At 49.2% G+C, this 25556-nt stretch carries 19 protein-coding genes, 2 tRNA genes and 2 rRNA genes (1 of these 23 cut by a window edge); 16 read left to right on the top strand and 7 right to left on the bottom strand.

Going from position 1 to position 25556, the window contains the following annotated elements:
- The 3 genes from NX722_RS19870 to NX722_RS19860 all read left to right on the top strand — a co-directional run.
- Positions 1-2282, top strand: a 23S ribosomal RNA gene (locus NX722_RS19870); it begins 639 nt to the left of the window's first position.
- 201 nt (positions 2283-2483) lie between these two features.
- Positions 2484-2599 (top strand): 5S ribosomal RNA (gene rrf / locus NX722_RS19865).
- 88 nt (positions 2600-2687) lie between these two features.
- The gene (locus NX722_RS19860) at positions 2688-4016 is read left to right on the top strand and encodes a DEAD/DEAH box helicase (protein ID WP_262564599.1); all 1329 of its coding nucleotides are present in this window, start codon (positions 2688-2690) and stop codon (positions 4014-4016) included.
- 60 nt (positions 4017-4076) lie between these two features.
- Here the strand turns inward: NX722_RS19860 and NX722_RS19855 are convergent, their stop codons facing one another.
- Entirely contained in the window at positions 4077-4736 is a 660-nt protein-coding gene (locus tag NX722_RS19855; protein WP_262564598.1) for a glutathione S-transferase family protein, read from the bottom strand.
- Between the two features lie 249 nt (positions 4737-4985).
- Between NX722_RS19855 and NX722_RS19850 the strand changes: the two genes are divergently transcribed.
- Positions 4986-6386 carry an SLC13 family permease gene (locus NX722_RS19850; RefSeq protein WP_262564597.1) on the top strand — a complete coding sequence of 467 codons (1401 nt, stop codon included), beginning with the start codon at positions 4986-4988 and terminating at the stop codon, positions 6384-6386.
- 104 nt (positions 6387-6490) lie between these two features.
- Here NX722_RS19850 and NX722_RS19845 read toward each other — a convergent pair whose 3' ends face one another.
- Positions 6491-7897, bottom strand: coding sequence for an SLC13 family permease (locus NX722_RS19845; protein ID WP_262564596.1), 1407 nt, complete (start codon positions 7895-7897; stop codon positions 6491-6493).
- A gap of 170 nt (positions 7898-8067) precedes the next feature.
- Between NX722_RS19845 and NX722_RS19840 the strand changes: the two genes are divergently transcribed.
- Positions 8068-8787, top strand: a complete 720-nt coding sequence (locus tag NX722_RS19840) for a peptide deformylase (RefSeq protein WP_262564595.1) — start codon at positions 8068-8070, stop codon at positions 8785-8787.
- Here NX722_RS19840 and phrB read toward each other — a convergent pair.
- Entirely contained in the window at positions 8784-10220 is a 1437-nt protein-coding gene (gene phrB / locus NX722_RS19835) for a deoxyribodipyrimidine photo-lyase (protein ID WP_262564594.1), read from the bottom strand. The two genes, NX722_RS19840 and phrB, sit on opposite strands and share 4 nt — an antisense overlap.
- Positions 10221-10321: 101 nt before the next feature.
- On the opposite strand from phrB, the gene NX722_RS19830 reads away from it, so the two are divergent.
- On the top strand, positions 10322-12397 hold the full coding sequence (locus NX722_RS19830; RefSeq protein WP_262564592.1) for a TonB-dependent copper receptor: 2076 nt from the start codon (positions 10322-10324) through the stop codon (positions 12395-12397).
- A gap of 62 nt (positions 12398-12459) precedes the next feature.
- Here NX722_RS19830 and NX722_RS19825 read toward each other — a convergent pair whose 3' ends face one another.
- On the bottom strand, positions 12460-13617 hold the full coding sequence (locus NX722_RS19825; protein ID WP_262564591.1) for a Na/Pi symporter: 1158 nt from the start codon (positions 13615-13617) through the stop codon (positions 12460-12462).
- Positions 13618-13812: 195 nt separating this feature from the next.
- Here NX722_RS19825 and NX722_RS19820 point away from each other — a divergent pair, with 195 nt between their 5' ends.
- From NX722_RS19820 to NX722_RS19800, 5 genes are all read left to right on the top strand, one after another.
- On the top strand, positions 13813-14028 hold the full coding sequence (locus NX722_RS19820; RefSeq protein ID WP_262564590.1) for a DUF397 domain-containing protein: 216 nt from the start codon (positions 13813-13815) through the stop codon (positions 14026-14028).
- A gap of 244 nt (positions 14029-14272) precedes the next feature.
- Positions 14273-16495 (top strand): heavy metal translocating P-type ATPase, encoded by a 2223-nt coding sequence (locus tag NX722_RS19815; RefSeq protein WP_262564589.1) that lies wholly within the window; start codon positions 14273-14275, stop codon positions 16493-16495.
- A 124-nt stretch (positions 16496-16619) separates the two neighbouring features.
- The gene (gene cueR / locus NX722_RS19810; RefSeq protein WP_262564588.1) at positions 16620-17006 is read left to right on the top strand and encodes a Cu(I)-responsive transcriptional regulator; all 387 of its coding nucleotides are present in this window, start codon (positions 16620-16622) and stop codon (positions 17004-17006) included.
- A 23-nt stretch (positions 17007-17029) separates the two neighbouring features.
- Positions 17030-18493 carry an NAD-dependent succinate-semialdehyde dehydrogenase gene (locus NX722_RS19805; RefSeq protein WP_262564587.1) on the top strand — a complete coding sequence of 488 codons (1464 nt, stop codon included), beginning with the start codon at positions 17030-17032 and terminating at the stop codon, positions 18491-18493.
- A 324-nt stretch (positions 18494-18817) separates the two neighbouring features.
- Positions 18818-19189, top strand: coding sequence for a nuclear transport factor 2 family protein (locus NX722_RS19800; RefSeq protein WP_262564586.1), 372 nt, complete (start codon positions 18818-18820; stop codon positions 19187-19189).
- Positions 19190-19210: 21 nt separating this feature from the next.
- Here the strand turns inward: NX722_RS19800 and NX722_RS19795 are convergent, their stop codons facing one another.
- A complete protein-coding gene (locus tag NX722_RS19795; RefSeq protein ID WP_262564585.1) occupies positions 19211-19672 on the bottom strand; it encodes a DUF2062 domain-containing protein in 462 nt (153 codons plus the stop codon).
- Positions 19673-19768: 96 nt separating this feature from the next.
- On the opposite strand from NX722_RS19795, the gene rmuC reads away from it, so the two are divergent.
- The 4 genes from rmuC (at position 19769) to NX722_RS19775 (ending at position 22326) form a co-directional block, all read left to right on the top strand.
- Positions 19769-21118 (top strand): DNA recombination protein RmuC, encoded by a 1350-nt coding sequence (gene rmuC / locus NX722_RS19790; protein WP_262564584.1) that lies wholly within the window; start codon positions 19769-19771, stop codon positions 21116-21118.
- A 6-nt stretch (positions 21119-21124) separates the two neighbouring features.
- Positions 21125-21949, top strand: coding sequence for an SDR family oxidoreductase (locus NX722_RS19785; RefSeq protein ID WP_262564583.1), 825 nt, complete (start codon positions 21125-21127; stop codon positions 21947-21949).
- A 121-nt stretch (positions 21950-22070) separates the two neighbouring features.
- Positions 22071-22160 (top strand) — tRNA-Ser (locus NX722_RS19780).
- Between the two features lie 89 nt (positions 22161-22249).
- Positions 22250-22326 (top strand) — tRNA-Arg (locus tag NX722_RS19775).
- Between the two features lie 157 nt (positions 22327-22483).
- On the opposite strand, the gene NX722_RS19770 is transcribed toward NX722_RS19775, so the two are convergent.
- Both NX722_RS19770 and NX722_RS19765 read right to left on the bottom strand, forming a co-directional pair.
- Positions 22484-24247 (bottom strand): hypothetical protein, encoded by a 1764-nt coding sequence (locus NX722_RS19770; RefSeq protein ID WP_262564582.1) that lies wholly within the window; start codon positions 24245-24247, stop codon positions 22484-22486.
- Positions 24247-24696, bottom strand: coding sequence for a SycD/LcrH family type III secretion system chaperone (locus NX722_RS19765; protein ID WP_262568696.1), 450 nt, complete (start codon positions 24694-24696; stop codon positions 24247-24249). The genes NX722_RS19770 and NX722_RS19765 overlap by 1 nt, the downstream gene beginning before the upstream one ends.
- 96 nt (positions 24697-24792) lie before the next feature.
- Between NX722_RS19765 and tnpA the strand changes: the two genes are divergently transcribed.
- A complete protein-coding gene (gene tnpA / locus NX722_RS19760; RefSeq protein ID WP_262563698.1) occupies positions 24793-25224 on the top strand; it encodes an IS200/IS605 family transposase in 432 nt (143 codons plus the stop codon).
- Positions 25225-25556: the final 332 nt, after the last annotated feature.

Below are 25556 nucleotides of genomic sequence, written 5' to 3'. Positions count from 1 at the left end.
GAGTCTTAATAGGGCGAACAGTCGCAAGGTGTAGACCCGAAACCGGGCGATCTATCCATGAGCAGGTTGAAGACCAGGTAACACTGGTTGGAGGACCGAACCCACTGTCGTTGAAAAGCCAGGGGATGACTTGTGGATAGGAGTGAAAGGCTAATCAAGCCCGGAGATAGCTGGTTCTCCTCGAAAGCTATTTAGGTAGCGCCTCTTGTCTCACCATCGGGGGTAGAGCACTGTTTGGGCTAGGGGGTCATCCCGACTTACCAACCCCATGCAAACTCCGAATACCGATGAGTGCAATCAAGGGAGACACACGGCGGGTGCTAACGTCCGTCGTGGAAAGGGAAACAACCCAGACCGTCAGCTAAGGTCCCAAAGTAATAGTTAAGTGGGAAACGATGTGAGAAGGCCCAGACAGCCAGGAGGTTGGCTTAGAAGCAGCCACCCTTTAAAGAAAGCGTAATAGCTCACTGGTCGAGTCGGCTCGCGCGGAAGATGTAACGGGGCTCAAACTATTCACCGAAGCTACGGGTTCGATGCTCTTTTTATAAAGAGTCGTCGAGCGGTAGAGGAGCGTTGTGTAAGCGGTTGAAGGTGTGCCGGGAGGCATGCTGGACGTATCACAAGTGCGAATGCTGACATGAGTAACGATAAAGGGAGTGAGATCCTCCCTCGCCGGAAGACCAAGGGTTCCTGCGCAACGCTAATCGGCGCAGGGTGAGTCGGCCCCTAAGGTGAGGTCGAAAGACGTAATCGATGGGAAACAGGTTAATATTCCTGTACCCCCCTTGACTGCGATGGAGTGACGGAGAAGGCTAGGCCGGCAGGGCGATGGTTGTCCCTGTTTAAGGTCGTAGGCTGTGGGCCCAGGCAAATCCGGGTTCACTTATGCCGAGAACTGATGACGAACCGGCTACGGCCGGGAAGTGGTTGATGCCATGCTTCCAGGAAAAACTTCTAAGCGTCAGGTCAAGGGGGACCGTACCCCAAACCGACACAGGTGGTCAGGTAGAGAATACCAAGGCGCTTGAGAGAACTTGGGTGAAGGAACTAGGCAAAATGGCACCGTAACTTCGGGAGAAGGTGCGCCGGTTCTGGTGATGAGATTTACTCTCTAAGCTGGGACTGGTCGAAGATACCAGGTGGCTGCGACTGTTTATTAAAAACACAGCACTGTGCTAACACGTAAGTGGACGTATACGGTGTGACGCCTGCCCGGTGCCGGAAGGTTAATTGATGCTGTTATTCTTCGGAAGAAGCGGTTGATCGAAGCCCCGGTAAACGGCGGCCGTAACTATAACGGTCCTAAGGTAGCGAAATTCCTTGTCGGGTAAGTTCCGACCTGCACGAATGGCGTAACGATGGCCACGCTGTCTCCACCCAAGACTCAGTGAAATTGAAATCGCTGTTAAGATGCAGTGTATCCGCGGCTAGACGGAAAGACCCCGTGAACCTTTACTACAGCTTCACAGTGGATCTTGATGTTGCTTGTGTAGGATAGGTGGGAGGCTTTGAAGTGTGGACGCCAGTCTGCATGGAGCCAACCTTGAAATACCACCCTGGCAATATTGAGGTTCTAACCCAGGTCCCTTACCGGGACCGGGGACATTGTGTGGTGGGTAGTTTGACTGGGGCGGTCTCCTCCCAAAGAGTAACGGAGGAGCACGAAGGTTGGCTAAGCACGGTCGGACATCGTGCGGTTAGTGTAAAGGCACAAGCCAGCTTGACTGCGAGACGTACAGGTCGAGCAGGTACGAAAGTAGGTCTTAGTGATCCGGTGGTTCTGAATGGAAGGGCCATCGCTCAACGGATAAAAGGTACTCCGGGGATAACAGGCTGATACCGCCCAAGAGTTCACATCGACGGCGGTGTTTGGCACCTCGATGTCGGCTCATCACATCCTGGGGCTGAAGCCGGTCCCAAGGGTATGGCTGTTCGCCATTTAAAGTGGTACGCGAGCTGGGTTTAGAACGTCGTGAGACAGTTCGGTCCCTATCTGCCGTGGACGTTGGAAGTTTGAGGAGAGCTGCTCCTAGTACGAGAGGACCGGAGTGGACGAACCACTGGTGTTCGGGTTGTGTCGCCAGACGCATTGCCCGGTAGCTAAGTTCGGACGGGATAACCGCTGAAAGCATCTAAGCGGGAAGCCCCCTTCAAGATGAGACTTCCCTTGGCCCTTGAGGCCACATAAGAGACGTTGAAGACTACGACGTTGATAGGCGGGGTGTGTAAGCGTTGTGAGGCGTTGAGCTAACCCGTACTAATGACTCGAGAGGCTTGACCATATAACGCCAAAGCGATTTGTACTGAAATCGTTCCAGACGATTTTCAGCACTTCCTCCATCCATGGAGGTTGCCATACACGAGAGTGTGAAGCAAGAAATACAGCTTATTAAGAACAGGATTCCAGAGTTTGCAGTAGCCTAAACTGGCAGCGGAAAGCGGAAAGCGGAAAGCGGAAAAACTGCAACTCAAAAAAGAATTTGCCTGGTGACCATAGAGTGTTGGAACCACCCGATCCCATCCCGAACTCGGAAGTGAAACGACACATCGCCGATGGTAGTGTGGGGCTTCCCCATGTGAGAGTAGGTCATCGCCAGGCACTAATTAAGAGAACCCCAGTCGAGAAATCGGTTGGGGTTTTTGCTATTTACTATTCGAACAAATAGTAAAATACGAGAGATCATTTTATGAATTTTGATTCCCTGGGCCTTTCAGCCCCTATTCTGGAAGCGGTAGCCGAGGAAGGTTATGAAACGCCTTCTCCTATTCAGGGCAAGGCGATTCCAGCAGTATTGGAAGGCAGGGATGTCATGGCTGCGGCACAAACGGGTACCGGTAAAACGGCAGGTTTTACTCTGCCGATTCTGGAACTGCTGAGTCGTGGCGAACGTGCCGGCCCAAATCAGGCCCGTGCTTTGATTCTTACTCCTACCAGAGAGCTGGCTGCACAGGTTGGCGATAACGTGCGTTCTTACAGCCGGCACTTGCCATTAACCTCTGCGATTGTTTATGGCGGCGTAAAAATTAATCCGCAGATGATGCGTATGCGTCGTGGTGCTGATGTTCTGATTGCTACTCCCGGGCGTTTGCTGGATTTGTATAATCAGAATGCTGTTCGGTTCAAACATCTTGAAGTGCTGGTACTGGATGAAGCTGACCGCATGCTGGATATGGGCTTTATTCATGATATTAAAAAGATCCTGAACATCCTGCCTGAACGTCGTCAAAACCTGATGTTTTCTGCCACCTTTTCTGATCAGATTCGAACCCTGGCGAAGAGCCTGGTGAATGACCCTGTTGAGATTTCTGTTAGCCCTCGCAATACCACTACCAAATTAGTTAAACAGTGGGTGTGTCCGGTTGATAAAAAACAGAAGCCTGCCCTGTTAACGAACTTGATCAAAAAGCATAAGTGGGAGCAGGTGTTGGTGTTTACCCGCACTAAGCATGGTGCAAACCGTTTAAGCCGTCATCTTGATGATAAAGGCATTAAATCAGCGGCCATTCACGGCAACAAAAGTCAGGGGGCTCGTACAAGAGCATTGTCTGAGTTTAAATCTGGCGATATACGTGTACTGGTTGCAACGGATATTGCCGCTCGCGGTCTGGATATTGACCAGCTACCACAGGTTGTAAACTTTGACTTGCCTAATGTGGCTGAAGATTATGTTCATCGTATTGGTCGTACCGGTCGTGCCGGCGCAACCGGTCAGGCGGTTTCTTTGGTTTGTGCTGACGAAGCTGATCAGTTAGGCGACATTGAGCAACTGATTAAACAGACTCTGGAGCGCAAGGAAATTGCAGGTTTTGAACCTGTGCATACCGTACCTGAGACAGGCCATGACCCGTCCCGGCGCCCCAGAAAACAGAAGAAACCGAAAAAGCCAAAGGCAGGGCATAAGGATGGTCAGCGTTCAGGTGCTAAAAAGGCACCCAGAAAGCCCCGGGAAAAAGCGGAGCCTATTCTGGCAACTCCACGCAAAGCACCTAGGCGCAGAGTAAAACCAAAGGTCTGAGATAAGAGGGTTCAGTCGTTCCTCCCACGCAAGCGGATCTCCGCCTGTGCGGGAAGGCTGTCAACTCTGGCGGATGAGGATGGCACTGCTATCTTGTAGTCGCTGTAGAACCCGTTCTTCATAATCCTCTACTACTGAGCCTTTAACTGAAGGGCGCTGAAGCAGGTTGTTTGACCAGTTCTTCAGCCCTGGTAAATGTTCAAGCAGGCCTGTATTGAAATGGCGATCAAGCAGGTCAATCAAGCAAAAAACCGGGGCGTAGGCGGTGTCGACAAGGCTGAAGCGCTCACCATTAAAGAACTTTCCACCTTTCAGCTGTGCTTCAAGCTGGTTCAGCTGTGTTAAAAGCAGTGAACGTTCTTTTTCCAGCGACTCTTCGTCTTCGGCAGTCCTCAGGCGGTGGCTGGTCATCAGCAGGCTGGAACCAAACTCGATCCAGGCACGGTTCCGGGCTTTTGCAAAAGGGTCTTCAGGATGCAGTGGCGGCGGAGTGATTTCATCAAGATATTCATTGATGACGGCGGACTCAAATAAAATATCGTCGTCGTTTATTCGTAAGACTGGAACCTTACCCAGGGGGGAAATTTTCAGGAACCAGTCTGGTTTGTTGTCCAGTTCGATATAGGTGATATCAAAGGGGATATTTTTTTCCAGAAGCGTAATCACTGAACGCTGAACATAGGGACAGAGTTTGAAGCTGATCAGTTCTATTTTTGGCATGATATGTACCATTTTTATTCTGAATTCATTGTGAAGTTAGAAAATTAAAAACCAATGAGAAAATATAGTTGCCAACGTTTGATTGTGTGAGTTTTTGACTAGAAAATTTAATAGATTAAATATTTTAGTGATCTGGCTCAGCACTGCTTTCATTAGATTAGGGCATTATTAATGCCTCTGACAGATTTGATGCCATTTCAAGTCTTCGTAAAGATACCCAGTGAATTACACCTTCTGAAAGTCTGAGCCATGCCGCTTAAAAAATTGATACCCATATCACTTATATTTCTTGTTTTGTTTTTCTTTCCCCAGATGATTTTTCCGGAAGGCATGTTTAGTGTATTGCAGCAACGTGTACTGGCGATCTTCGTGTTGGCCACCATGATGTGGATAAGCGACGCTGTACCCGCTTTTGCCACATCGCTGCTGATTATCATGCTGCTGGTGCTGACGACCACGAACAGCGCCCCTTTCCCGTTGCGTGAAGCCCTGGGGGATGAGGCTCTGTCTTATACGTCAATTTTCAACAGTTTTGCTTCGCCAGTCATTATTCTGTTCCTGGGCGGATTCTTTATTGCCATGGCCTGTGCCAAATACAAGCTTGACCTGAACCTTGCCCGTGTTCTGTTGAAACCGTTCGGAACGCGATATGAGATCGTTATGCTGGGTGTAATGATCATCACGGCGGTGTTCTCCATGTTTATGAGCAACACGGCTACCAGCGTAATGATGCTGACGATTATGACCCCTCTCCTGGCGAAAATGGACAGCTCTGATCCGGGCTGTCGTGCCTTGGTTATTTCTATTCCTGTTGCGGCGAACCTGGGGGGAATGGGTACTCCAATTGGTACACCGCCCAATGCGATTGCGTTCCGTTACTTTGTCGGTGAGTACGCCCTGAGTTTTGGTGGCTGGATGGCCTTTGCAGTGCCTGTTACCGTTGTGCTGATTGCTTTCAGCTGGTGGTTGCTGCAGAAGTTGTACCCTTCCAAAAGCAAAGAGATCAGCATCACCATCGACTCCCGTTTTGAGCGGGGTCTGAAACCTTTTATTGTTTACGGCACTGTGATTACGACGGTGTTACTGTGGATGTTCTCCAGTTTCCATGGCATTAACGCCTATGCAGTGGCCATTATTCCAGTGGCTGTATTCAGCTTAACCGGCATTGTTGAAAAGAATGACCTGAAAAACATCAGCTGGGATGTTCTGTGGCTGCTGGCCGGTGGTATCGCTATTGGTACTGGTCTTGCCTCTTCCGGTCTGGCTGAAAAAGTGGTCAGCCTGGTGCCGTTTGATAACTACAGCGGCGCCATGATTATTCTGGGTATCAGTATTCTGTGTATGGTGATGGCGACGTTTATGTCTCATACCGCTACGGCTAACCTGCTGATGCCGATTGCGGTTTCCATGTCGGTTTCTGTTGCCAGCATTGCGGATCTGGGTGGACTGGTGGTTATGGGGACAGCGGTTGCCATGGCTTCCTCCCTGGGTATGGGACTGCCGATCAGCACTCCGCCTAATGCCCTGGCGCACGCTACGGGTCTGGTAGATACCAAAGACTTTATCAGAACAGCGCGAATTATCAGTCCGGTGGGTGTGTTACTGATTTATGCGGTTCTGCTTGGACTGGCGTCCATTAACTTCTTCTGATTAGCAGGCTTATTTTTTGCTGTCCGCTTTTCGCTGTTGGTCAGGTAGTAAATAGCCAACAGCTAAAAGCGGACGACGGACAGCGGAAAGCGATAGATTTTCCCTTAAAAATAACCAATAGAACCAAGCGCCACCATACAGGCAAAAATCATCAGCACACCGATGCTGCTGACAAACTTACCCATTTTGATAAAGTCCTTGCTGCCTACCATGCCAGTAGCGTGAGCCAACGCATTGGGAGGGGTACTGATCGGCAGTGACATACCCATTGATGCCGACAGTGCCACACAGATGACTACTACGCTCAGACCACCAAAGGCATCCAGCCCACTCAGAACGGTGGCAATGGAAACGGCAATTGGCATCAGCAGGTTGGCGGTTGCCGTGTTGGACATAAAAGTCGCCATGATCATGGCAACAATCGACAGCATGAATAGCACCACAACGATGCCCATGGAGTCGAAAGGTATGGTGTGTACCAGTGCGCTGGCTAACCCACTTCTTTCCAGTCCGTAACCCAGCGCGATACCACCGGCAATCAGCCAGAGTACGTCCCAGTTAATCTGTTTGATGTCTTCCGTGGAGATAATGCCACACAGGGAAAATACGATGACCGGCAGAAGGGCGACAGTGTAGGAGTTAATGCCATGCAGGCTGGAAGTGATCCAGAGCAGAATGGTAGCTGTCGTGGTGCCGTAAACAATCAATGCGTTTCTGCTTTGATCAAACTCGCTGTCGATTTCGAGATCAATCTTGCTGATACCGGTCGGGTAGACTTTCTGCAGAAGTACCCAGCTGATAAAAATCAGAACAGCTGCCATAGGAATGGCAAACAGCATCCAGTCACCAAAGCCCATGGCATACTCCCCCGTCAGGTAACGGAAAGCAATCGCATTCGGGGGGGTACCGATTGGTGTTCCGATACCGCCGACGTTTGCCGCAATGGGTACCGACATAATCATACCCTTAACGCCAAGGTCATTATTATCCATGCTTTTCAGAAGTGGTGTGAGCAGGGTAAGCATCATCGCGGTGGTGGCGGTGTTACTCATAAACATGGAAAAAATGGCGGTAATGCCCATGAGGCCCAGCATCACTTTTGAGTAATCAGTACCAATAGGTTGCAGGAGTACCCGTGCCATATTGATATCAAGCTTGTACTTGGTGGCAGCAATGGCAATAAAAAAACCACCCATGAACAGTATGACTACCGGGGCTGCCAGGCTGGACATAATCCGGGAATAACTCAGCATAAACTCGGGCTCAATGCCCTCTTTCAGCATAAAGGGCGCGCTGTCCGAAGTGGTAATACATAGCAGGCCAAGAATGGTTAAAGACGTTGCGTAGGCCGGGACTAATTCTGTTACCCACAATAGTGTGGCAAGCACAAAAATAGCCATCACTCGCTGCCCGGCAATGGTTATCCCGCTGATCGGTATCATTTCCACAGGAAGAAAAAACAGAAACAGAAAGAGTAGACCGATCACGGCGAGTTTTGCATTACGATACATAAGCACTACAGACGCATTATCTTTATTAGTGGTGATTTATTATGTTTTTTGTTGGCTGCTGCTGTTTTGGGCTGGGTCAATGAAAGGGTAAATACTGATAATCTGGTGGCAAATGCTATTGCTGCTGTTTGGTCTATGCTTTCCTCTTTTGGCAGTTTGAAGGTAATAGCGTGGGAAAACTGGTTCTGTTTGGTAGTGCGTTACTCATTGCCTTGATTTTACTGGCTATTCTTGACACCTCTGAACAAGCTGCCATCGGCTTGCTTAAAAACGAGAAGCTGGTTCTTTTTCAGTTTGATAATCCCGAACATAAAGCGATTCTGAATACTCCCACGCAGCCGGTTCGCAAATTGCCAGACAAGCGCATTGATGCGCTGATTGATGCCATGCAGAAATTGATAACCACCAACGTTGCCGGTATATCCGCCAATCAGGTCGGGAAGCCGTTGCAGCTGTTTCTGATTGCGCCGCCCCCTATGGTGAACAGCTCTGTACCGGCTGAGGTCTTCATTAATCCTGTAATTACAAAAGTGTCCGGACAGAAGGTCTGCTTCTGGCATGGTTGCCTGAGTGCCAGGGACAAGCCTTTTGGCAAAACAGCCACCTGGAGCGAAATCACCCTTCAGGCTCAGGACGCCAAAGGCAACACGTTTACCCGAGACCTGAAAGGTATGGACGCTATTGTGGCGCAACATGAATTCCGTCACCTGCTGGGCGGGGGATATCATGACCATGCCAGAGAGTTTCATGACGAAAAAGAGCTGATGCGCTTAATCTTCCAGAAGAAAGAACTTTATATCGAAGCGTGTGACGACAAGGCCCCCTTTCTGCTGAGTGGCTATCGGCCTGGTGAGCGCATTGAAGAGTACGCAAAACGGACAGGCCGTTAAAGCTGGCTTTTGAGTGCCTGAAAGGCTTCCATCACCCGCTGTCTTGAGTCACTGTGATTGACGACGGGTGGCGGATAGCTCAGTGCCAGCTGGCTGTTTTTCTGGTACGGCGCATGTATCTGCCGGTTATCCAGATGCGCCAGTTCCGGCAGCCATTGCCGGATAAATGTTCCCTCACTGTCAAACTTTTCGGACTGGCTGGTGGGGTTAAACATCCGAAAGTAAGGTGCGGCATCGGTACCGGTGCTGGCAGACCATTGCCAACCGCCATTATTTGCGGCCAGGTCGCCATCAATCAGGTGTTCCATAAAAAACTGCTCGCCCAGCCGCCAGTCGAGCAGCAGATTTTTCGACAGGAACATGGCCGTGATCATACGCAGTCGATTGTGCATCCAGCCGGTACTGGTTAGCTGGCGCATGGCGGCATCCACAAGGGGAAAACCGGTTTCTCCTGATTGCCAGGCTTTGAGCAGTGTTGGGTCACTCTGCCAGGTCAGCCTTTCTGTTTCAGGTTTGAAAGCCCGGTGCCTGGAAACCTGAGGAAATCCATACAATATATGTTTATAAAACTCTCTCCAGACCAGTTCACTGAGCCATGTGGTGATACCCGGATTGCCGGTATCCAGCTCACCATTATTTGCCTGCAATGCCTGATGAAAACACTGCCTGACCGACAAGGTGCCAGCGGTTAGCCAGGGGGAGAGCGAGCTGGTTCCGGCTATGGATGGAAAGTCCCGCTGGTTATGGTATTGCTTGATGGTATTCACCAGAAAGGTGTTGAGCCTGTTATGTGCCACCGCTTCACCAGCAGGCCAGTGGTCGTCAATGTTTCTGGCGGTGGGTGGAAAATGCTGCTCCAGTGATTCGGGGTTCGTGTGCTTCAGCGGTAAAGGAGCCTGTTTTTCAGGGGCGGGCAGTGGTTGAAGTTGTTCCGGAGTGATCCGCTGGAACAGACTTCTTTTGAAAGGTGTAAAGACTTTGAAGTACTCACCCTGTAGGTTTCGCAGGGTACCGGGAATAAACAGGGTTTGATGATGATAGCGGTGGCAGGGAATATTCTTCTGCCTGAACAAACGTTCAGTGTCATCGTCCCGCTGTTGTTCGTAAACCCCATATTCATCGTTCAGCCAGAGCGACTGAATAGTAAACTTTTCCGCCAGTTTAAGCAGGGTTGCCGGGGCTTTGTTGAATGATTCTGCCGGGGCAATAATCAGAGGAATATTCAACCTGCCCAGTTCGTTTTCCAGAGCCTTGAGGTTCTGCATCCAGAAATAGAGTTTGTTATTACTATCGTGCTGTAGACGCCACTGCTGCGGAAACAATAGATAGACACCAATAACCTGAGAGCATTGCTGACTGGCATGATAAAGGGCGGGGTTGTCCAGAACCCTGAGATCGGATCTGAACCATACAAGTCCGGGGTTGTGTTGCATGAAGGTTGCCTGCCTGTATCTGTGCTTTTTTTGCATTGCACGTAAAGATAACACCTATACTGACCCACCGAAAAAATAAGAAGTCATCACAGGGTTGGTTAATGAAAAAATTGCTGCTGTTTTCCGGTGTGCTTGCTGGAATGTTGTCACCGGCTGTTCGGGCGAATGATGTTTCAGATATAGCGATTGATGTGTCGGAGTCTTTATTGCCATCTGAATCGGTTTCATCCGTTAATCAGATCACTGTTCCTGCTACTGATGCTGGACGGGCTTTAAGAGAAATCAACGGCGTAACAGCCTCCAGAAAAGGTGGCAAAGGTTTCGAGCCTATTATTCGTGGGCAGCAGCAGAGTCAGCTGAATGTGGTGATGGATGGCGCTTATATCCATGGTGCCTGCCCGGGGAGAATGGACCCACCCACCACTTACGTCAGTCGGGCCGGGTACGACAAAGTGGAAGTTATTCGGGGGTATGAATCGGTTATCTACGGGGCTGGAGGCTCTGGTGGTACGGTACTGTTTACCAGGGACGCCCCTGACTTTAACAATGATCAGGGGATGCGCTGGCACCCATCCGTTACTGGCAAGGCTTATATGGGGTATACCGGTAACTCTAACGGCAAAGACCTGTCTCTGGATATTGCGGCAGGCAGCTCTGAAGGCTGGTTGCGAGCGTATGGTGGTTATCAGGACGCGGGCAATTATAAGGATGGCAGTGGCAGTAAGGTCAGCTCAGCTTTTCGCACTAACACCGGAGGTTTAATTATTTCCGGAGAGGTCGCCGGTTTTACCCGTATGGAGTTGAATGTCGAAGCGGTTCGTGACGACGATGTGTATTACTCTGGCAATGGTATGGATGCTCCCCGGGCTAAAGCTGACATCTGGCGTTTTAAGACCCGTTACGACCGGTCATTCCTGATATTTGATGCTCTGGAACTGTCAGCTTACCGTTCTGATGTTGAGCATCAAATGGATAACTTCAGTGTCAGGCGACGCAAGCCCAATGCTCCCAACGGTTTGAAAGCACCCTCCTCATCATTAACCCGGGGCGGGCGTTTGCAGGGTTCTGTCTTTTCGGAAAAGAGTGAGCTGCGTATTGGCATCGACTATCAGGCCAATGACCGGGATGCCAAACGCTATAAAGTAGCTCTGGACAATCCTTCACAGGCTGACCAGTATCAGTCTCACATGTGGCCGGGTGTTGAATATCGCCAGATGGGGCTGTTTGCTGAACTGGATTATGAATTAAGCGATAACAACCACCTCAGGGTGGGCGGTCGCTATGATGATTTTAAAGCAGAAGCGACAAAAGCTTCTGCTGAAGCGCTGGGAGCCAGCAGCCCGGATGCGCTCTACCAAAAGTACTACGGTTACAAGGCTGACAAAGTCAGTGAAGGCAACAGCAGCGGCCTGGTAAGCTGGATTCATGATCTGTCATCGACACAGTCTGTTGAGCTGCGTGCCAGTCGTAGTGTCCGGACGGCCGATGCTTCTGAACGTTACATTGCTTCCAGAGGCTCCTGCTGTCATGGCAGTGATGACTGGGTGGGTAATCCCCGGATAAAGCCAGAGATTCATCATCAGCTGGATGCTGGTTATCAGTTTCAGGCAACCCGGGCACAGTTTCGTGTGATGGCTTTTGTTGATGAGGTCAATGACTTTATCCTGCGCACTTCTGGCAGCTCTTCAGGTAAGAGAGGAGCAAAACTGTATAAAAACGTCGATGCCCGCTTATATGGATTGGAAATGGAATCCCGCTATGACATTGGACACTGGCAGCCTGCTATTGGATTGTCCTGGATCCGGGGCGAAAACCGTGATGATTCCCAGCAGAAAAATCTGCCACAGATTCCACCTCTGACGGGCAGTATCAAGCTGGATTACAACACGGATGCCTGGTTACTGGGGGCCAGATATGAGCTTGCAGCCCGTCAGGATAAAGTGGATACAGACAGCGGACTGGATGCTGGTGAATCGTCAGGTTATGGCGTGATGCATTTGTATGGCTGGTATCAGCTGGATAAAGGTTTAAAGCTGCTGGGTGGTGTCGAAAATCTGTTTGACCGAACCTATGCCCTGCACGTTAACCGCGCCAGCCGTGATCCCTTTAACCCGGAAGCCTTAAGGGTTCATGAACCGGGAAGGCAAGTGTGGGTGGGTGTTGAAGTGTTGTTCTGATCCATAAAAAACGCCCTGCAATGATGAATTGCAAGGCGTTTAAAGTGCATCCGGATTTGCGATTATTTGGTCAAAAAGATGGCCAGTCCCGGAAGAACAAAGAAGGCCAGTGCCAGATAGGCAAATGCGTAAGCCTTCTTTTTCACTGCCAGCTCTGCCAGTTTCTCGGCGGCGAACAGTGGGATTTCACGCAGTGGCTTGATGCCATAGATAAGTGCTACCGCAAACAGGTTAAAGAACAGATGCACCATAGCAATGGTCATTGCTGACATGGCGGCATTGCCAGAGATCGCAGTGGCTGCCAGGATGGCCGTAATGGTTGTACCAATATTTGCACCAAGGGTAACAGGGTACATCTGACGAACCGAGAACAGACCGCTGCCGACCATGGGTACCATCAGACAGGTCGTGGTGGTAGACGACTGAACCATGACGGTCATGGCAGCGCCGGAAACAATGCCGGAAATTGGGCCGCGACCAATGGATTTTTCCAGAACGTCCTTAGCCTTGCCGGTCATCACCTTTTTCAGCAGTTTGCCTAAACGAACCACGGCAGAGAAGATCAGGAAAACACCAAAGGCAATCATTGCCAGACCACCCAGGGTATTGTCAGGCAGCAGCCTGGCAAAACCTTTGATAATGTCTACTGACGGCGCTGTGAGAAACTTCACAAGGTTAAAGCTGATGCTCATATCCTGACCACCCACCAGCATTTCAGCCACGGACAGGGACAGTTTACTCAGAAAGCCGGTCATCAGTTCCAGTGGCAGAATAATCAGCACCGCCAGATAGTTAAAGAAGTCATGCACGGTGGATGCTGAAAAAGCCCGTTTGAACTCTTTATTACAGCCCATGTGACCCAGACTAACGACAGTGTTAGTGATTGTTGTACCAATATTGGCACCCATAATCATCGGGATCGCCATGTGTACTGGCAGTCCGCCAGCTACCAGACCCACAATGATAGACGTCACTGTACTGGAAGACTGTATCAGTGCAGTAGCCAGTGTGCCGGCAATCAAAGCCAGAAAAGCATTGTTGGCAAAGTTAAACAGTTCAGCGGCGTTGCCACCCACTACCATTTTGAAACCGGAACCAATAACACTTACGGCAACCAGCAGGCCGTAAATCCAGAGGATTACCTTTAACCAGATGCGACCGTAGTGGCGTGTCATCACCTTGTCATTTGAAACAGGACTAACAGCTGTCATTTCAGACATTTTTCTGCACCTTAGTGCGTGAATGATGATGGCGAAGGTAAAGGGTTTATGTTTCAGAAATATTACAATATTGACATTGTACTGAAATAATTTTGTGGGCTGTTTAGCTCCCACCTCACAGTTTCTATCATCATTGATTTTTCGGCGACTTTAGTTAGACTGATTGGTTCCTCATTAAGAAAGGGGAGTTAAGTTATGAGCGCTTACTTTGAAAATGACAGGCACTTTAAAAAATCCTCAGCCTGTTTGCCTCTTGCAAGGGTTTTTTGTGTTGCCGTTGCAATCAGTCCGGAAAAAGAAGTTGCTGTGAGGCAAAGCAGCGATCCGGACAAAGTAACATTGGTCTTTAGTTCGGCCGAATGGGATGCTTTTATCAAGGGAGTCAAGAACGGGGAATTTGACCTGAGCTGAGGTGAGCAAGGTATTTTTCCCGATGTGATCATTCTGTTTTTGCAAGCGATTTTTGCAAGCGATTTGCAACAGTGTTCAGACGCAGACCAGGCGGGTGCAGGCCAATTAGTTTTTCAGCCTGGTCTGCGTATCAATCTTGAGGGTGGTGTCCACCATCGTACGGCTGTCATGCTTCTCCTTGACCTTCCAGCGACAGGAAGGTTTATCCTTCACAATAATGAATACATTAATGGAAGCAGGTTGTATGAATCAGGAGACAATCAGCCTGTCTGTACCCGATATGAGTTGTGCAGGCTGTGTTGCAAAAGTCGAAAAGGCGCTTAAATCCGTTGACGATGTGAAGGATGCCCGGGTCAATCTGGCGGAAAAAACTGCAGAAGTAGACGGTGTGCCAGATGTGGTAACTCTGCTGCAGGCTCTCGAAGCTATTGGTAAGCCAGGGTCGTTAATTGACAGTGAAGAAGACAATCGTCGTCAGCAGGAACAGCGAGATCAGGAACAGTACCGTTATCTTCTGAAACATGGCATCTTTGCGCTGGCGGTCAGTATCCCGTTGATGCTGTCGATGTTTTTTATCCCTATGAGTGTTCATACCCCGCAGGATCAGTGGTTGTGGGGCAGTGTGGGTATGGTCACCCTGGGAATTCTGGTGTTCTCCGGACGTCATTTCTTTCATGGGCTGGTGGAGTCGGTTCGTCACGGCTCTGCCACGATGGATACGCTGATTGCCCTGGGAACCGGGACAGCATGGATCTACTCCATGGTGGTGGTACTCTGGCCGCAATGGTTCCCCGTGGCGGCTCGACATGTGTATTTTGAAGCCTCTGCCATGATTATCGGTTTGATTAATATGGGTCAGGCAATGGAACTTCGGGCAAAGGGTAAAACCAGTTCGGCGATTAAACGGTTGCTGGGGCTTCAGGCAAAAACGGCTCGTATTGTCAGAGAAGGAGATGAGATCGATGTGCCGGTGACGGCAGTCAAGGCTGGTGATATTGTCCGTATTCGCCCCGGTGAACGAATACCAGTCGATGGTCGGGTAACCAGTGGTACAACGCTGGTGGATGAATCCATGCTGACCGGTGAACCCCTGCCAGTCAGCAAAAGTGTTGATGATAAAGTAGCCGCAGGCACACTGAACAAGAATGGTTCTATCCTGTTTGTAGCGGAAAAAGTAGGCAAAGACACTGCTCTGGCGCATATCATTCAGCTGGTGAAACAGGCTCAGAATGCCAAAATGCCTATTACCCGCCTGACGGACCAGATTTCTGCTTTCTTTGTTCCAGTGGTTATTGTCGTTGCCATTCTCTCAGCGCTGGTCTGGTATTTTCTTGGGTCGCAGCCCGCCGTTGCCCATGCCTTTGTGGTACTGACAACCGTATTGATTATTGCCTGCCCCTGTGCGCTGGGTCTGGCGACCCCAATGTCGGTTATGGCCGGGGTTGGACGAGCCGCTGAGCTGGGCATGCTGGTTCGCAATGGTGAAGCTCTACAGAAAGCCAGTCAGTTAACGACAGTAGTAGTCGATAAGACAGGTACGGTTACGGAAGGGACTCCGGCAGTTACTGACATTCTGGTAGCAGATGGTTTCAGTGAAGAACAGCTTCTGGTATTGGCTGGCAGCCTTGAGTCTGCCTCCGAGCATCCACTGGCAGAAGCCATTGTTTCAGCCGCAAAGGCTCGCTCCCTGACGCTTGCTGCTCCTGATAACTTTGTAATGAAATCCGGTTTTGGTATTTCAGGACAGGTTAATAGTCAGAATGTTCTTCTGGGTAATACACAGTGGATGACGTTTAATGAACTGTCGCACGACAGTTGGCAGGCAAAGGTTGACGGTCTGGCTGACGAAGGTAAAACCCCTGTACTGGTTGCGCTGGAGAAACAGGTAGTGGGCATTCTGGCTATTGCCGACCCGATACGTTCTGACTCTAAAGCCGCAATTGAACGGTTGAAAGCTGCCGGTATAAAAGTGGTTATGCTGACCGGAGATCATCGAAAAACCGCTGAATCCGTGGCAAGGCAGGTTGGCATCGATGATGTTCATGCTGAAGTGTTGCCCGCAGATAAAGCTTTTCATGTGAAACAGCTTCAGGAAGCCGGTGAAAAGGTGGGGATGACCGGTGATGGCATTAATGATGCGCCCGCACTGGCTCAGGCTGATGTTGGTTTTGCCATGGGTTGTGGCACCGATGTCGCCATTGAATCGGCGGATATCACCCTGATGCGGTCTTCGCTGCATGGGCTGGTTGATGCTGTACTGTTGTCCAGAGCGACCCTGAAGAACATACGACAAAATCTGTTTGGGGCTTTTATTTACAACACTCTGGGTATTCCTGTTGCGGCAGGTGTTCTCTATCCGCTGACAGGAATGTTGCTCAACCCTGTGGTGGCAGGTGCGGCGATGGCCTGTTCATCGGTGACGGTTGTGACGAATGCTAACCGGTTGAGAAAGTTTAAGGCGAGTTGATCGTGTCGCTATTGACCGTGTCGCTATAGATCGTGTCAGGCTGGATTGATTGAGTCTGAAATCGTTTATTTGTTCAGCGTACTGCCTGATAATGACCATAGCGAAAAAAAGACAAAGCAGCACAATGAACATTTCTAAAGTGGCTTCAATAACCGGCCTGACCAGTAAAACGATTCGGTACTACGAAAGCATTGGCCTTATTCCTGCCGCCCGGCGGCAGGAAAATGGCTACCGGGATTATTCGGAACAACAGGTTCAGGAGCTGAGGTTTGTACAACAGGCCAGAGCTCTGGGCTTCTCTCTGGATGAGTGTCGGGAGTTGCTGGAATTAAACCGGAACAGCCAGCGTCGCAGTGCAGATGTTAAAAAAATCGCTGGAGAAAAACTGGCGGATGTCGAGTCCAGAATTCAACAGCTTGAAGCCATGAAATCCAGCCTGTATCGGTTAATTGAGAGTTGCGCCGGTGATGATAATCCTCAATGCAGCATTCTGACAGCGCTGTCAGATTAATGGTTAAATAAGAGAGAGTCATTATGGCAGTACAACTGAGAGATACCGGTTTATTACGACAACAGGCGTACATTAACGGGCAATGGGTGTCTACTGAATCGAGCGGTGTTGAGCCCATTCCGGTGATTAATCCTGCGACTGGAGAAGTTATAGCCCGCGTACCCAGACTGGGGGAGGCCGAGACTGTTAAAGCGGTTGAAGCCGCAGAGCAGGCAATGATTTCCTGGCGACGCAGGACGGCTAAAGAACGGGCAGTACTCCTAAGACGCTGGCACGATTTAATGCTGGAACATCAGGACGATCTGGCAAAACTGATGACGGCTGAACAGGGCAAACCCCTGCCTCAGGCAAAAGGCGAAGTGGTGTATGGTGCGTCTTATCTTGAGTGGTTTGCGGAAGAAGGCAAGCGGGCTTACGGCGATATTGTACCAGCCCATGGCAGTGACAAGCGTATCCTGGTGACCAAGGAGCCTGTCGGGGTTGTTGCTGCTATTACGCCGTGGAATTTTCCTTCGGCCATGATTGTCCGCAAGGCTGCGCCGGCCCTGGCTGCTGGTTGTACGATCGTTATAAAACCAGCAGAAGTCACGCCACTTTCCGCCCTGGCTCTGGCAGAACTTGCCGAGCGGGCTGGTATTCCGGCGGGAGTCGTCAATGTTATTACCGGTAAAGCCTCAGCCATTGGTGGTGTCATGACGTCTCACCCATCGGTTCGCAAACTCTCTTTTACCGGTTCCACGCCGATTGGCAAATTACTGATCAAACAGTGTGCCGACACGGTTAAGAAAGTCTCCATGGAACTGGGAGGTAATGCGCCTTTTATTGTGTTTGACGACGCGGACATTGATAAGGCTGTAGAAGGTGCCATTGTCAGTAAGTATCGAAACTCCGGACAAACCTGTGTGTGTGCCAACCGATTGTTTGTTCAGGCAGGTGTTTATGATGAGTTCATAGAAAAATTTGCTGCGAAGGTAAGAGAGCTGTCTGTAGGTAACTGTCTGGTTGATGATTTTGATCAGGGGCCGTTAATTGACCGTACAGCGGTTGAAAAAACCGATGAACACGTTCAGGACGCTGTTAGCAAAAATGGACGACTACTGTGCGGTGGCAATAAACATGCTGCTGGTGACCTGTTCTATACCCCGACAGTGATTGCCGACGCAACGCCCGACATGCTCTGTTATAAAGAAGAAACTTTTGGCCCTCTGGCACCGGTATTCCGCTTTAACGATGAAGACGACGTAATTCGTATGGCGAATGACACTGAATATGGTCTGGCTTCCTATTTCTATTCCAACGATTTACGTCGTGTATTCCGGGTCGCTGAAGCTTTGGAGTACGGTATGGTGGCGGTTAATGAAGGCATTTTGTCAACCGAGCTGGCCCCCTTTGGTGGTGTAAAAGAGTCGGGAATGGGGCGGGAAGGCTCTCGTTATGGCATTGACGATTATCTGGAGATCAAATACGTCTTGTTGGGGGGCATGTAGCCTTCCTGACTGCCTGGATTAGCATTTTCGCCGTAAGCCTCCCTACTACTTTGAATGGGGAGATATAAGGCGGGAGTCCGCAAGGATTTATGCCCTTCAGGGTACTCCGGTTGAGCTTTTGACACAGCTCTTACCTTGTTTTATCTTTATTCGCGGCTTTAAAACTAAAACCGGACGGGCTAGCCGGTTCTGCTTGTGGAGGCTTCTGCGTAAGCCCAGTCGCTATGGACTGGCTGTGGTCTGCGAAGCAAAAAGTACCTACTTTATTTGGGAGCATGTCACCCTAAACTTTATGGACCCATAGCGATCATGAGGAGACGGCTCATGAGTCACCATGTACTAGCTGAAGTTCTGGCTGCCAGCAAACAATGGGTCAAGCACTTTAACCAGGGAGATGCCGACTATTGCGTTTCCGCTTATTTGCCTGATGCGGTCATGCAGGCTGATCCCATGGGAGAATATGCCGGCAAAGACAATATAGACAATTTCTGGCGTCCATTTATTCAGTCCGGAGCGTCTGATTTGCACTATACGGAAATCTGGCTGAAACAGGTCAGTAATGAAAAGGTTCATCTTGGAGCGAACTGGTCTATGAATGTGGGCAAAGGCGTCATCACACAGGAGGAATGGGTGAAAAACGACGCTGGTGTATGGAAATTGTCACAGGATTTTTTTGAGATAAAGGAACAGTATTAAAGCTGAATTAAGCAGGGATGCTTAAACCGTTTTCATCTTTGCTTTCAGCACAATAGCAAGCCCCCTCCATAACAGCAGCACAACCGGCATTGACACAAGTAGCCAGGCTGCACAGGCAGCCGAGATGGCCAGACCATAAAGCTCAATAAACAGACTGAAGTTGCTTTTTGCCAGCGTAAAAATATCGACCGGATTTACAGAAATACGTTCCAGCCCAAACAAATACTCCCCAAGCCGTATAAACGGAATAAACAGAATAAACTGCAATGGATAACCGCAATAGTTGGCAACCTGTATGGCAATCTGATTCAGCCGCAGAGCCGCTGCTGTCAGTGCGCAAAGCACGGTGGTGGTACCAAACACAGGAAAGAAACCCAGCGCAAAGCCGATTGCAAGGCACAACGCCAGAGAGTTTGGGTTCAGCCCCTGGTTCAGTAAAGCTTTTATGGGGGAGATGATTCGCTCTCGAACAAAAGAATTCAATGACTCATTCCTACGGCTTTCCCGACTGATGTCTATGAAAACATAATATTGAAATAGTAACATGACTGAAGATCAACCCTGACTGAGATTCTGTTTATGTCCTCAACCACAGTGATCGTGGCGTCTATTGTTGCAGTACTGTTCTCTTTATTGAGCTGGCTGGTGGCACGACAAAAAAATGTACGGATGCAGGCCGAGCTGGAAACCCTGTTAAGCAGTGAGCAGGACCGGGTGGCTGAACGTGATCAGCGTATCCGACAAGGTGAAGACGACCGGGCTCGTTTGCTGGAACGCATTGAGGTTGAGCGTGAAAATCGCAGCGAGGCTGAACAGGCTGTAAGGGAATTAAGGACACGCCTGGAAGTGCAGCAACAGCATCATGAAAAAACGATAAAAGAACTGGAAGGCAACCGCGAAACCCAGAAACAGGCATTTCATCATATTGCCAGTGAGATTCTGGAAACCAAAGGTAAACTGTTTTCCCAGCAGCATCAGGAACGTCTGGATACATTACTCAAACCTTTTAAAGAACAGCTGGGCGACTTTCGAAATAAAGTGGAGCAGGCTCAACAAGCTGATATCGAAGGCAGGGCGGCCTTAAAGCAACAACTCGAAACCCTGCACAGCCTGAATCAGCGAATTACGGATGAAGCCGGTAACCTTGCCAGAGCCCTTAAAGGGGATAAAAAACTACAGGGCAACTGGGGCGAACTTCAGGTTGAAAAAATTCTTGAAAGCAGTGGCTTGATTAAAGGCGAAGAGTACGAGCGGGAAGCTAACTTCAAGGACGATGAAGGTCAGAATAAACGACCCGATTTTGTCGTTTATCTGCCAGAGGGAAAACATCTGATTATCGACTCTAAAGTGTCGCTGGTTGACTACATGGCTTACGTAAATGCAGAAAATGATGACGAAAGGCAGTCGGCTCTGTCACGCCATATCCTCAGTATTCGTAATCATATTAAAAGTCTGGGCGATAAAGACTATCCAAACCTTGCGGGCGTAAAAACACCCGATTTTGTTTTTATGTTTATGCCCGTTGAACCTGCCTTTATCGCCGCTTTCCAGCATGACCAAAAACTGTTTAACGATGCTTTTGAACAGAATATCGTGGTTGTGACTCCCACTACGCTGCTTGCCACTCTCAGAACCGTTGCCAACCTGTGGACGATTGAGCGACAAAATGCCAATGCCAGAAAACTGGCCGATCGCGCCGGTCTGGTTTACGACAAGTTGCGGGTATTTGTTGAAAAGATGGAAAAACTCGACACTCAGCTGACAACGGCAAGAAATACTTATGATGAAGCCATGAACACCCTTAAACAGGGGCGCGGCAATCTGATTTCACAAACTAATGAGTTTGTTGCGCTCGGTGTCAGGGTGAAAAAAGAGTTTTCCAGACAAACGCTGGATACATCCGACTTATCTCAGTTGTCTGAAAAGTAAGGTCACATGAAAAACGTTTTAATTACCGGCTGTTCGTCAGGCATTGGCAGAGCCCTGGCGAAAGAGTTCGCCAGTCAGGGCTGGCAGGTCTGGGCGACAGCACGAAAAAAAGAAACTTTATCAGACCTTGAGTCATCGGACATTCGGATTGAGCCTCTGGATGTCACCTGTGATGATCAGGTCAGGGAACTGGTCGCCAGAATGGAAGCGGCTGGTGGAATTGATGTGCTGGTGAATAATGCCGGTTATGGTGCCATGGGGGCGGTCGTTGAGATGCCAGAACCGGAATTAAGGATGCAGTTTGAAACCAATGTCTTTGCGCCACTCAAACTGATTCAGGCGGTGACCCCTGCCATGGTTTCAAGAAAGTCTGGCACCGTCATCAATATAGGCAGTGTATCTGGCCAGGTGGTGACACCCTTTTCAGGAACCTATTGTGCTTCAAAAGCGGCTTTCAATGCGTTTTCTGACACGTTACGTATGGAACTCAAGCCTTTTGGTATTGACGTGATGAGTGTGAAGCCCGGAGCCATTCGTTCCCGTTTTGCCGATAATGCCAGGCAGGCACTGGCACGAGCCCTGCCTGACCACTCTTTTTATAAGCCCATTGAAGACGCTTTATGGAAACGGGCTGGCGCTTCCCAGGACAATCCTACCCCGGCTGAAAAGGTGGCCCGCATCATTGTCGGGCGGGTAAAAGCCGGTAAAGCATCTGGCTCAGTCAAAATAGGGAATGGCAGTCGAAGCTTGCCGTTTTTACAGAGGCTGCTGCCAGAGCGTATTTTTGAGGCAGTGTTGTCTTATGCCTTTCATCTTAATCGATTGAAATAATAAGGGTTTTCCGAGGAATCCAGCTTTTTTGGTATTTTGCCTTTGCCTTTTAGCAAACACTGCTATAAAGTACGCCACCTGTTCGCAGCGACAAACTTTCTTCGAAAGCAGCAGCGATAACGGTGAGGTGTCCGAGTGGCTGAAGGAGCACGCCTGGAAAGCGTGTATACGTTAACGCGTATCGAGGGTTCGAATCCCTCCCTCACCGCCAGATTCTGATTTGAATCTAGTTTAAATAAAGATTAATTGGTGTTGAATTGATTAATCGAGTGGTGTAAAAATAGCCACGCAACAAATTGCGCGCTCGTAGCTCAGCTGGATAGAGTACCTGGCTACGAACCAGGCGGTCGGAGGTTCGAATCCTCCCGAGCGCGCCATATTAAAAGCCCTGCCAAGGAATTAGCAGGGCTTTTTTCGTACGTGCTGCTTTTATTCGACCCGTTAATTTGTTGGTTTAACCACAGCTGGATTAAGGGTTTTTAGCGCAAAAAAAGCCGGCTGCAAGAGCCGGCTTCAAGTGTGATTTATGCAGGATCAGCTAAAGCGTTTGGTCATGCTGTTTTGCAGCATTTGGTCTTCTTGCATTTTGATGGTTTCTGCGGGTACGTCCAGAAGCGAACCTGTCAGTTTGGCAGCAGAGGCCTCAGGATTATCCATCAGCGCGATAATGGCGTCACCGCCTGACAGTTCAGTGGCAATCTGCTTGAGAGACTCAAGATCACCAGACTCAAGCGCTGCAATGGCTTCTTCCAGCTTCTCTTTATTTTCTTCAGCAATCTTCATTTGCTGCAGTAACTTCATCATTTCCTGACTGGTCATGGCTGATTCACCTACATCCAGTCCCTGCAAGGCTGTAAATACTTCACGTTCATTATCCAGTTCAAGCGTGGCTGCAGACAGCTCTTTTTCGATTTTTGCTTTTTCCTGCTCGACTGCGAAAGAACCTTCTTCTTTTGTCTCGACAGAGGCCGATTCGATCGTTTTTCCGGAACTGGGTTCAATACCAAGATCTGTTAGGATTTCATCGCCCGTATTATCCCAGGTTTCCTTTTGCCCTATTGGCTTGTAGGCATCGGCAATTTCATTACCCGCTTTGGAAAAGGCTTGTTCGGTGTCTCTGCCAAGTTTGCCGAGGTCCCGGTTGAGGTCGTCGCCTAAATTATCCCAGGCTTGCTTGTTCCCTATAGGCTCGAAGGCATCAGCGACCTCATTACCCGCTTTGGAAAAGGCTTGTTCGGTGTCTTTGCCAAGTTTGCCGAGGTCCCGGTTGAGGTCGTCGCCTAAATTGTCCCAGGCTTGCTTGTTCCCTATAGGCTTGAAGGCATCAGCGACCTCATTACCCGCTTTGGAAAAGGCTTGTTCGGTGTCTCTGCCAAGTCTACCGAGGTCCCGGTCCAGGTCTTTGCCTAAATTATCCCAGGCTTCCTTTTTTCCTATTGGCTCGAAGGCTTCTTTAATATCAATGCCAAAGTCCGTAAAAGTCTTTTCTATATCTTTTTCAGCCTCATCCAGAACCTTCCCAAAAGCATTGTTTTTTGAAAACATGCTAAGACTGGACTCGGAGCCTGTTATTTCTTCAGCAATCTGGACGCCTGCCTCGAAAAGAGCGAGTGGCGGGAAGATTGCCGTAATAAACGACTTGAACCACCCACCTGATGAAGACTCTTGTTTTGCCTTTTCTGCTTCTTTTATGTGGTTCTCAATTTTTTCAATATTACTGTCATGCTTTTGCTGGGCATTAGCCGAACGCAACTTAATATCAAACTCAGAATACTTTATGGAGTTATCATCCATCTTTGACCGGATTTCGGACATGATCTGGTCGAGCTGATCGGAATCCAGGGTGCCGCTGTCCAGACCGTTATGCAGAGAGTCCACTTTAGCTGCAAGTTCTTTCATTAGTGGGACTGGAGCCGATGACACTTTGCCCAGCCCGGCATTGATTTCACTTGCTTTTTCAGATATCGCAGGAGTTATCATCTCTGGCTGGTCATGTTTAAGAAAGTTAACGATGCTGTTAACCCCCGACCTGACCTTGTGCAACAGGGTCTGAGTATGCACATCGCTGAGTTTATCCCCGGTCGCTGTTGTTGCTGAGTCTGGCTCAGGGATGACCGGGGCATGGATTATAGATGAAGCAAGAGGGTTTTCGCCTTTGGCATCAAGATGAGATACTGAATTGCCGTTATCATAGCTCAGGCCTATTTTATCAATTTTTTCTGCCTGACCTGCTTTTTGCTGTTCCTGAAAGGCTTCAACGGGTGTTTGCGGACGACCGCCAGATACTGAATCAACCATTAGTGAACCTCCTTGTTCTGTACATCAATAGTGGCAAGAAGCATTTCAGCTCTGTCGATTTCCTTGTGGCTGAAGCGAGTGCTTTTTGCCAGCTTCAGTGCGGTTTTGTAGATTTCTTTTGCTTTCTCAATCCGGTCAAGAGCCATATTGCAATCGGCTATGTAAATCAGGGGGAGCGGGTTACCGGCATCCAGTCGAAAAGCAAAGGTGTAGCACTTTATTGCCTGAGCATACAGATGCATCATCTGCAGGCACGCTCCCATGCATAAGTAATTGCGGGGGTTCCACTGGTCGTAAAGGCACAGGTACTGAAATACCCGGGCAGCTTCTTCGTAGTGCCCGGTAGTGTACTGGTTGTAGCCTGTTCCATAGATCGTCTCAAGCATGCTCCGACTGATGTTATTGGCTTCAGCCAGAGACCCGCCGTTGGCAAGATAATTAACACTGATAAACCCCCGGCTATGCCGGGGAGACTCTCATAGGTTTAACCGTAGCGACAGTAGCTAACCTTCAGTTTCCGACCAAGAAAATTGAAGGTAAAACCAATGAGAGACTACAAGAGTTTGGCTCATACGCGTTGGGATTGTAAGTACCATATTGTCTTTATCCCAAAGAGAAGACGAAAGGTAATCTATGGGAATTTGAGAAAGTTTCTCGGAGAAATATTTCATGAGCTTGCCAGAAGGAAAGGCTGCAAAATTCTCGAAGGGCATTTGATGTCTGATCATGTTCACATGTGCATCAGTATTCCACCCAAATATCCGGTATCTCATGTCGTTGGATATCTGAAAGGAAAGTGTGCAATAGAGATTGCGAAAAATTTCAAAGGCAAGCAGCGTAACTTTAACGGAGAGCATTTTTGGGCAAGAGGTTACTTTGTCTCAACAGTAGGACTTGATGAAGAAGTGGTTCGGGCATATATCCGAGATCAAGAAAAGAATGATGGAAATAGAGATCAGTATGATCTTGACTGGTAAGCGCCCTTGGGCGCAATAAAAGCCCTTAGAGGGCGTAATCTGATAAGCCTCCGGCTATGCCGGAGGTCAGTTAACTAAGGATTTCGGCATACTGATGATCGTCAGTTGCCTGCATTGGTTTGTTTGGCATGAGTTACATCCTTGCAAAATTAACTTCAGGAAGTCCTGATATAAAGGTATAGCATCAGAATGAGGCAGCACTGCGGCTATAAAGACCAAAGTCTTAGGAACGTTGTGATATATACCCTTAAAATCAAAGAGTTAGTTTTAATTGAGGTTGAATGTAAGGGGCGGAAGGCTTGTTAGAGAGACGGCTGGTATTGAGAGGGAAG

The organism is Endozoicomonas gorgoniicola, from assembly GCF_025562715.2.
GTDB lineage: Bacteria > Pseudomonadota > Gammaproteobacteria > Pseudomonadales > Endozoicomonadaceae > Endozoicomonas_A > Endozoicomonas_A gorgoniicola.
Note: the sequence above shows the minus strand (reverse complement) of the source record. Positions and strands in the feature narration are given on the sequence as shown.

Coding starts and splice junctions, on each gene's coding strand:
- NX722_RS19815 (WP_262564589.1), top strand. CDS start 14,273: ATGAATCAGGAGACAATCAGCCTGTCTGTACCCGATATGAGTTGTGCA.
- NX722_RS19805 (WP_262564587.1), top strand. CDS start 17,030: ATGGCAGTACAACTGAGAGATACCGGTTTATTACGACAACAGGCGTAC.
- NX722_RS19820 (WP_262564590.1), top strand. CDS start 13,813: ATGAGCGCTTACTTTGAAAATGACAGGCACTTTAAAAAATCCTCAGCC.
- rmuC (WP_262564584.1), top strand. CDS start 19,769: ATGTCCTCAACCACAGTGATCGTGGCGTCTATTGTTGCAGTACTGTTC.
- tnpA (WP_262563698.1), top strand. CDS start 24,793: ATGAGAGACTACAAGAGTTTGGCTCATACGCGTTGGGATTGTAAGTAC.
- NX722_RS19770 (WP_262564582.1), bottom strand. CDS start 24,247: ATGGTTGATTCAGTATCTGGCGGTCGTCCGCAAACACCCGTTGAAGCC.
- cueR (WP_262564588.1), top strand. CDS start 16,620: ATGAACATTTCTAAAGTGGCTTCAATAACCGGCCTGACCAGTAAAACG.
- NX722_RS19800 (WP_262564586.1), top strand. CDS start 18,818: ATGAGTCACCATGTACTAGCTGAAGTTCTGGCTGCCAGCAAACAATGG.
- NX722_RS19785 (WP_262564583.1), top strand. CDS start 21,125: ATGAAAAACGTTTTAATTACCGGCTGTTCGTCAGGCATTGGCAGAGCC.
- NX722_RS19860 (WP_262564599.1), top strand. CDS start 2,688: ATGAATTTTGATTCCCTGGGCCTTTCAGCCCCTATTCTGGAAGCGGTA.
- NX722_RS19830 (WP_262564592.1), top strand. CDS start 10,322: ATGAAAAAATTGCTGCTGTTTTCCGGTGTGCTTGCTGGAATGTTGTCA.
- NX722_RS19855 (WP_262564598.1), bottom strand. CDS start 4,736: ATGCCAAAAATAGAACTGATCAGCTTCAAACTCTGTCCCTATGTTCAG.
- NX722_RS19845 (WP_262564596.1), bottom strand. CDS start 7,897: ATGTATCGTAATGCAAAACTCGCCGTGATCGGTCTACTCTTTCTGTTT.
- NX722_RS19850 (WP_262564597.1), top strand. CDS start 4,986: ATGCCGCTTAAAAAATTGATACCCATATCACTTATATTTCTTGTTTTG.
- phrB (WP_262564594.1), bottom strand. CDS start 10,220: ATGCAACACAACCCCGGACTTGTATGGTTCAGATCCGATCTCAGGGTT.
- NX722_RS19825 (WP_262564591.1), bottom strand. CDS start 13,617: ATGTCTGAAATGACAGCTGTTAGTCCTGTTTCAAATGACAAGGTGATG.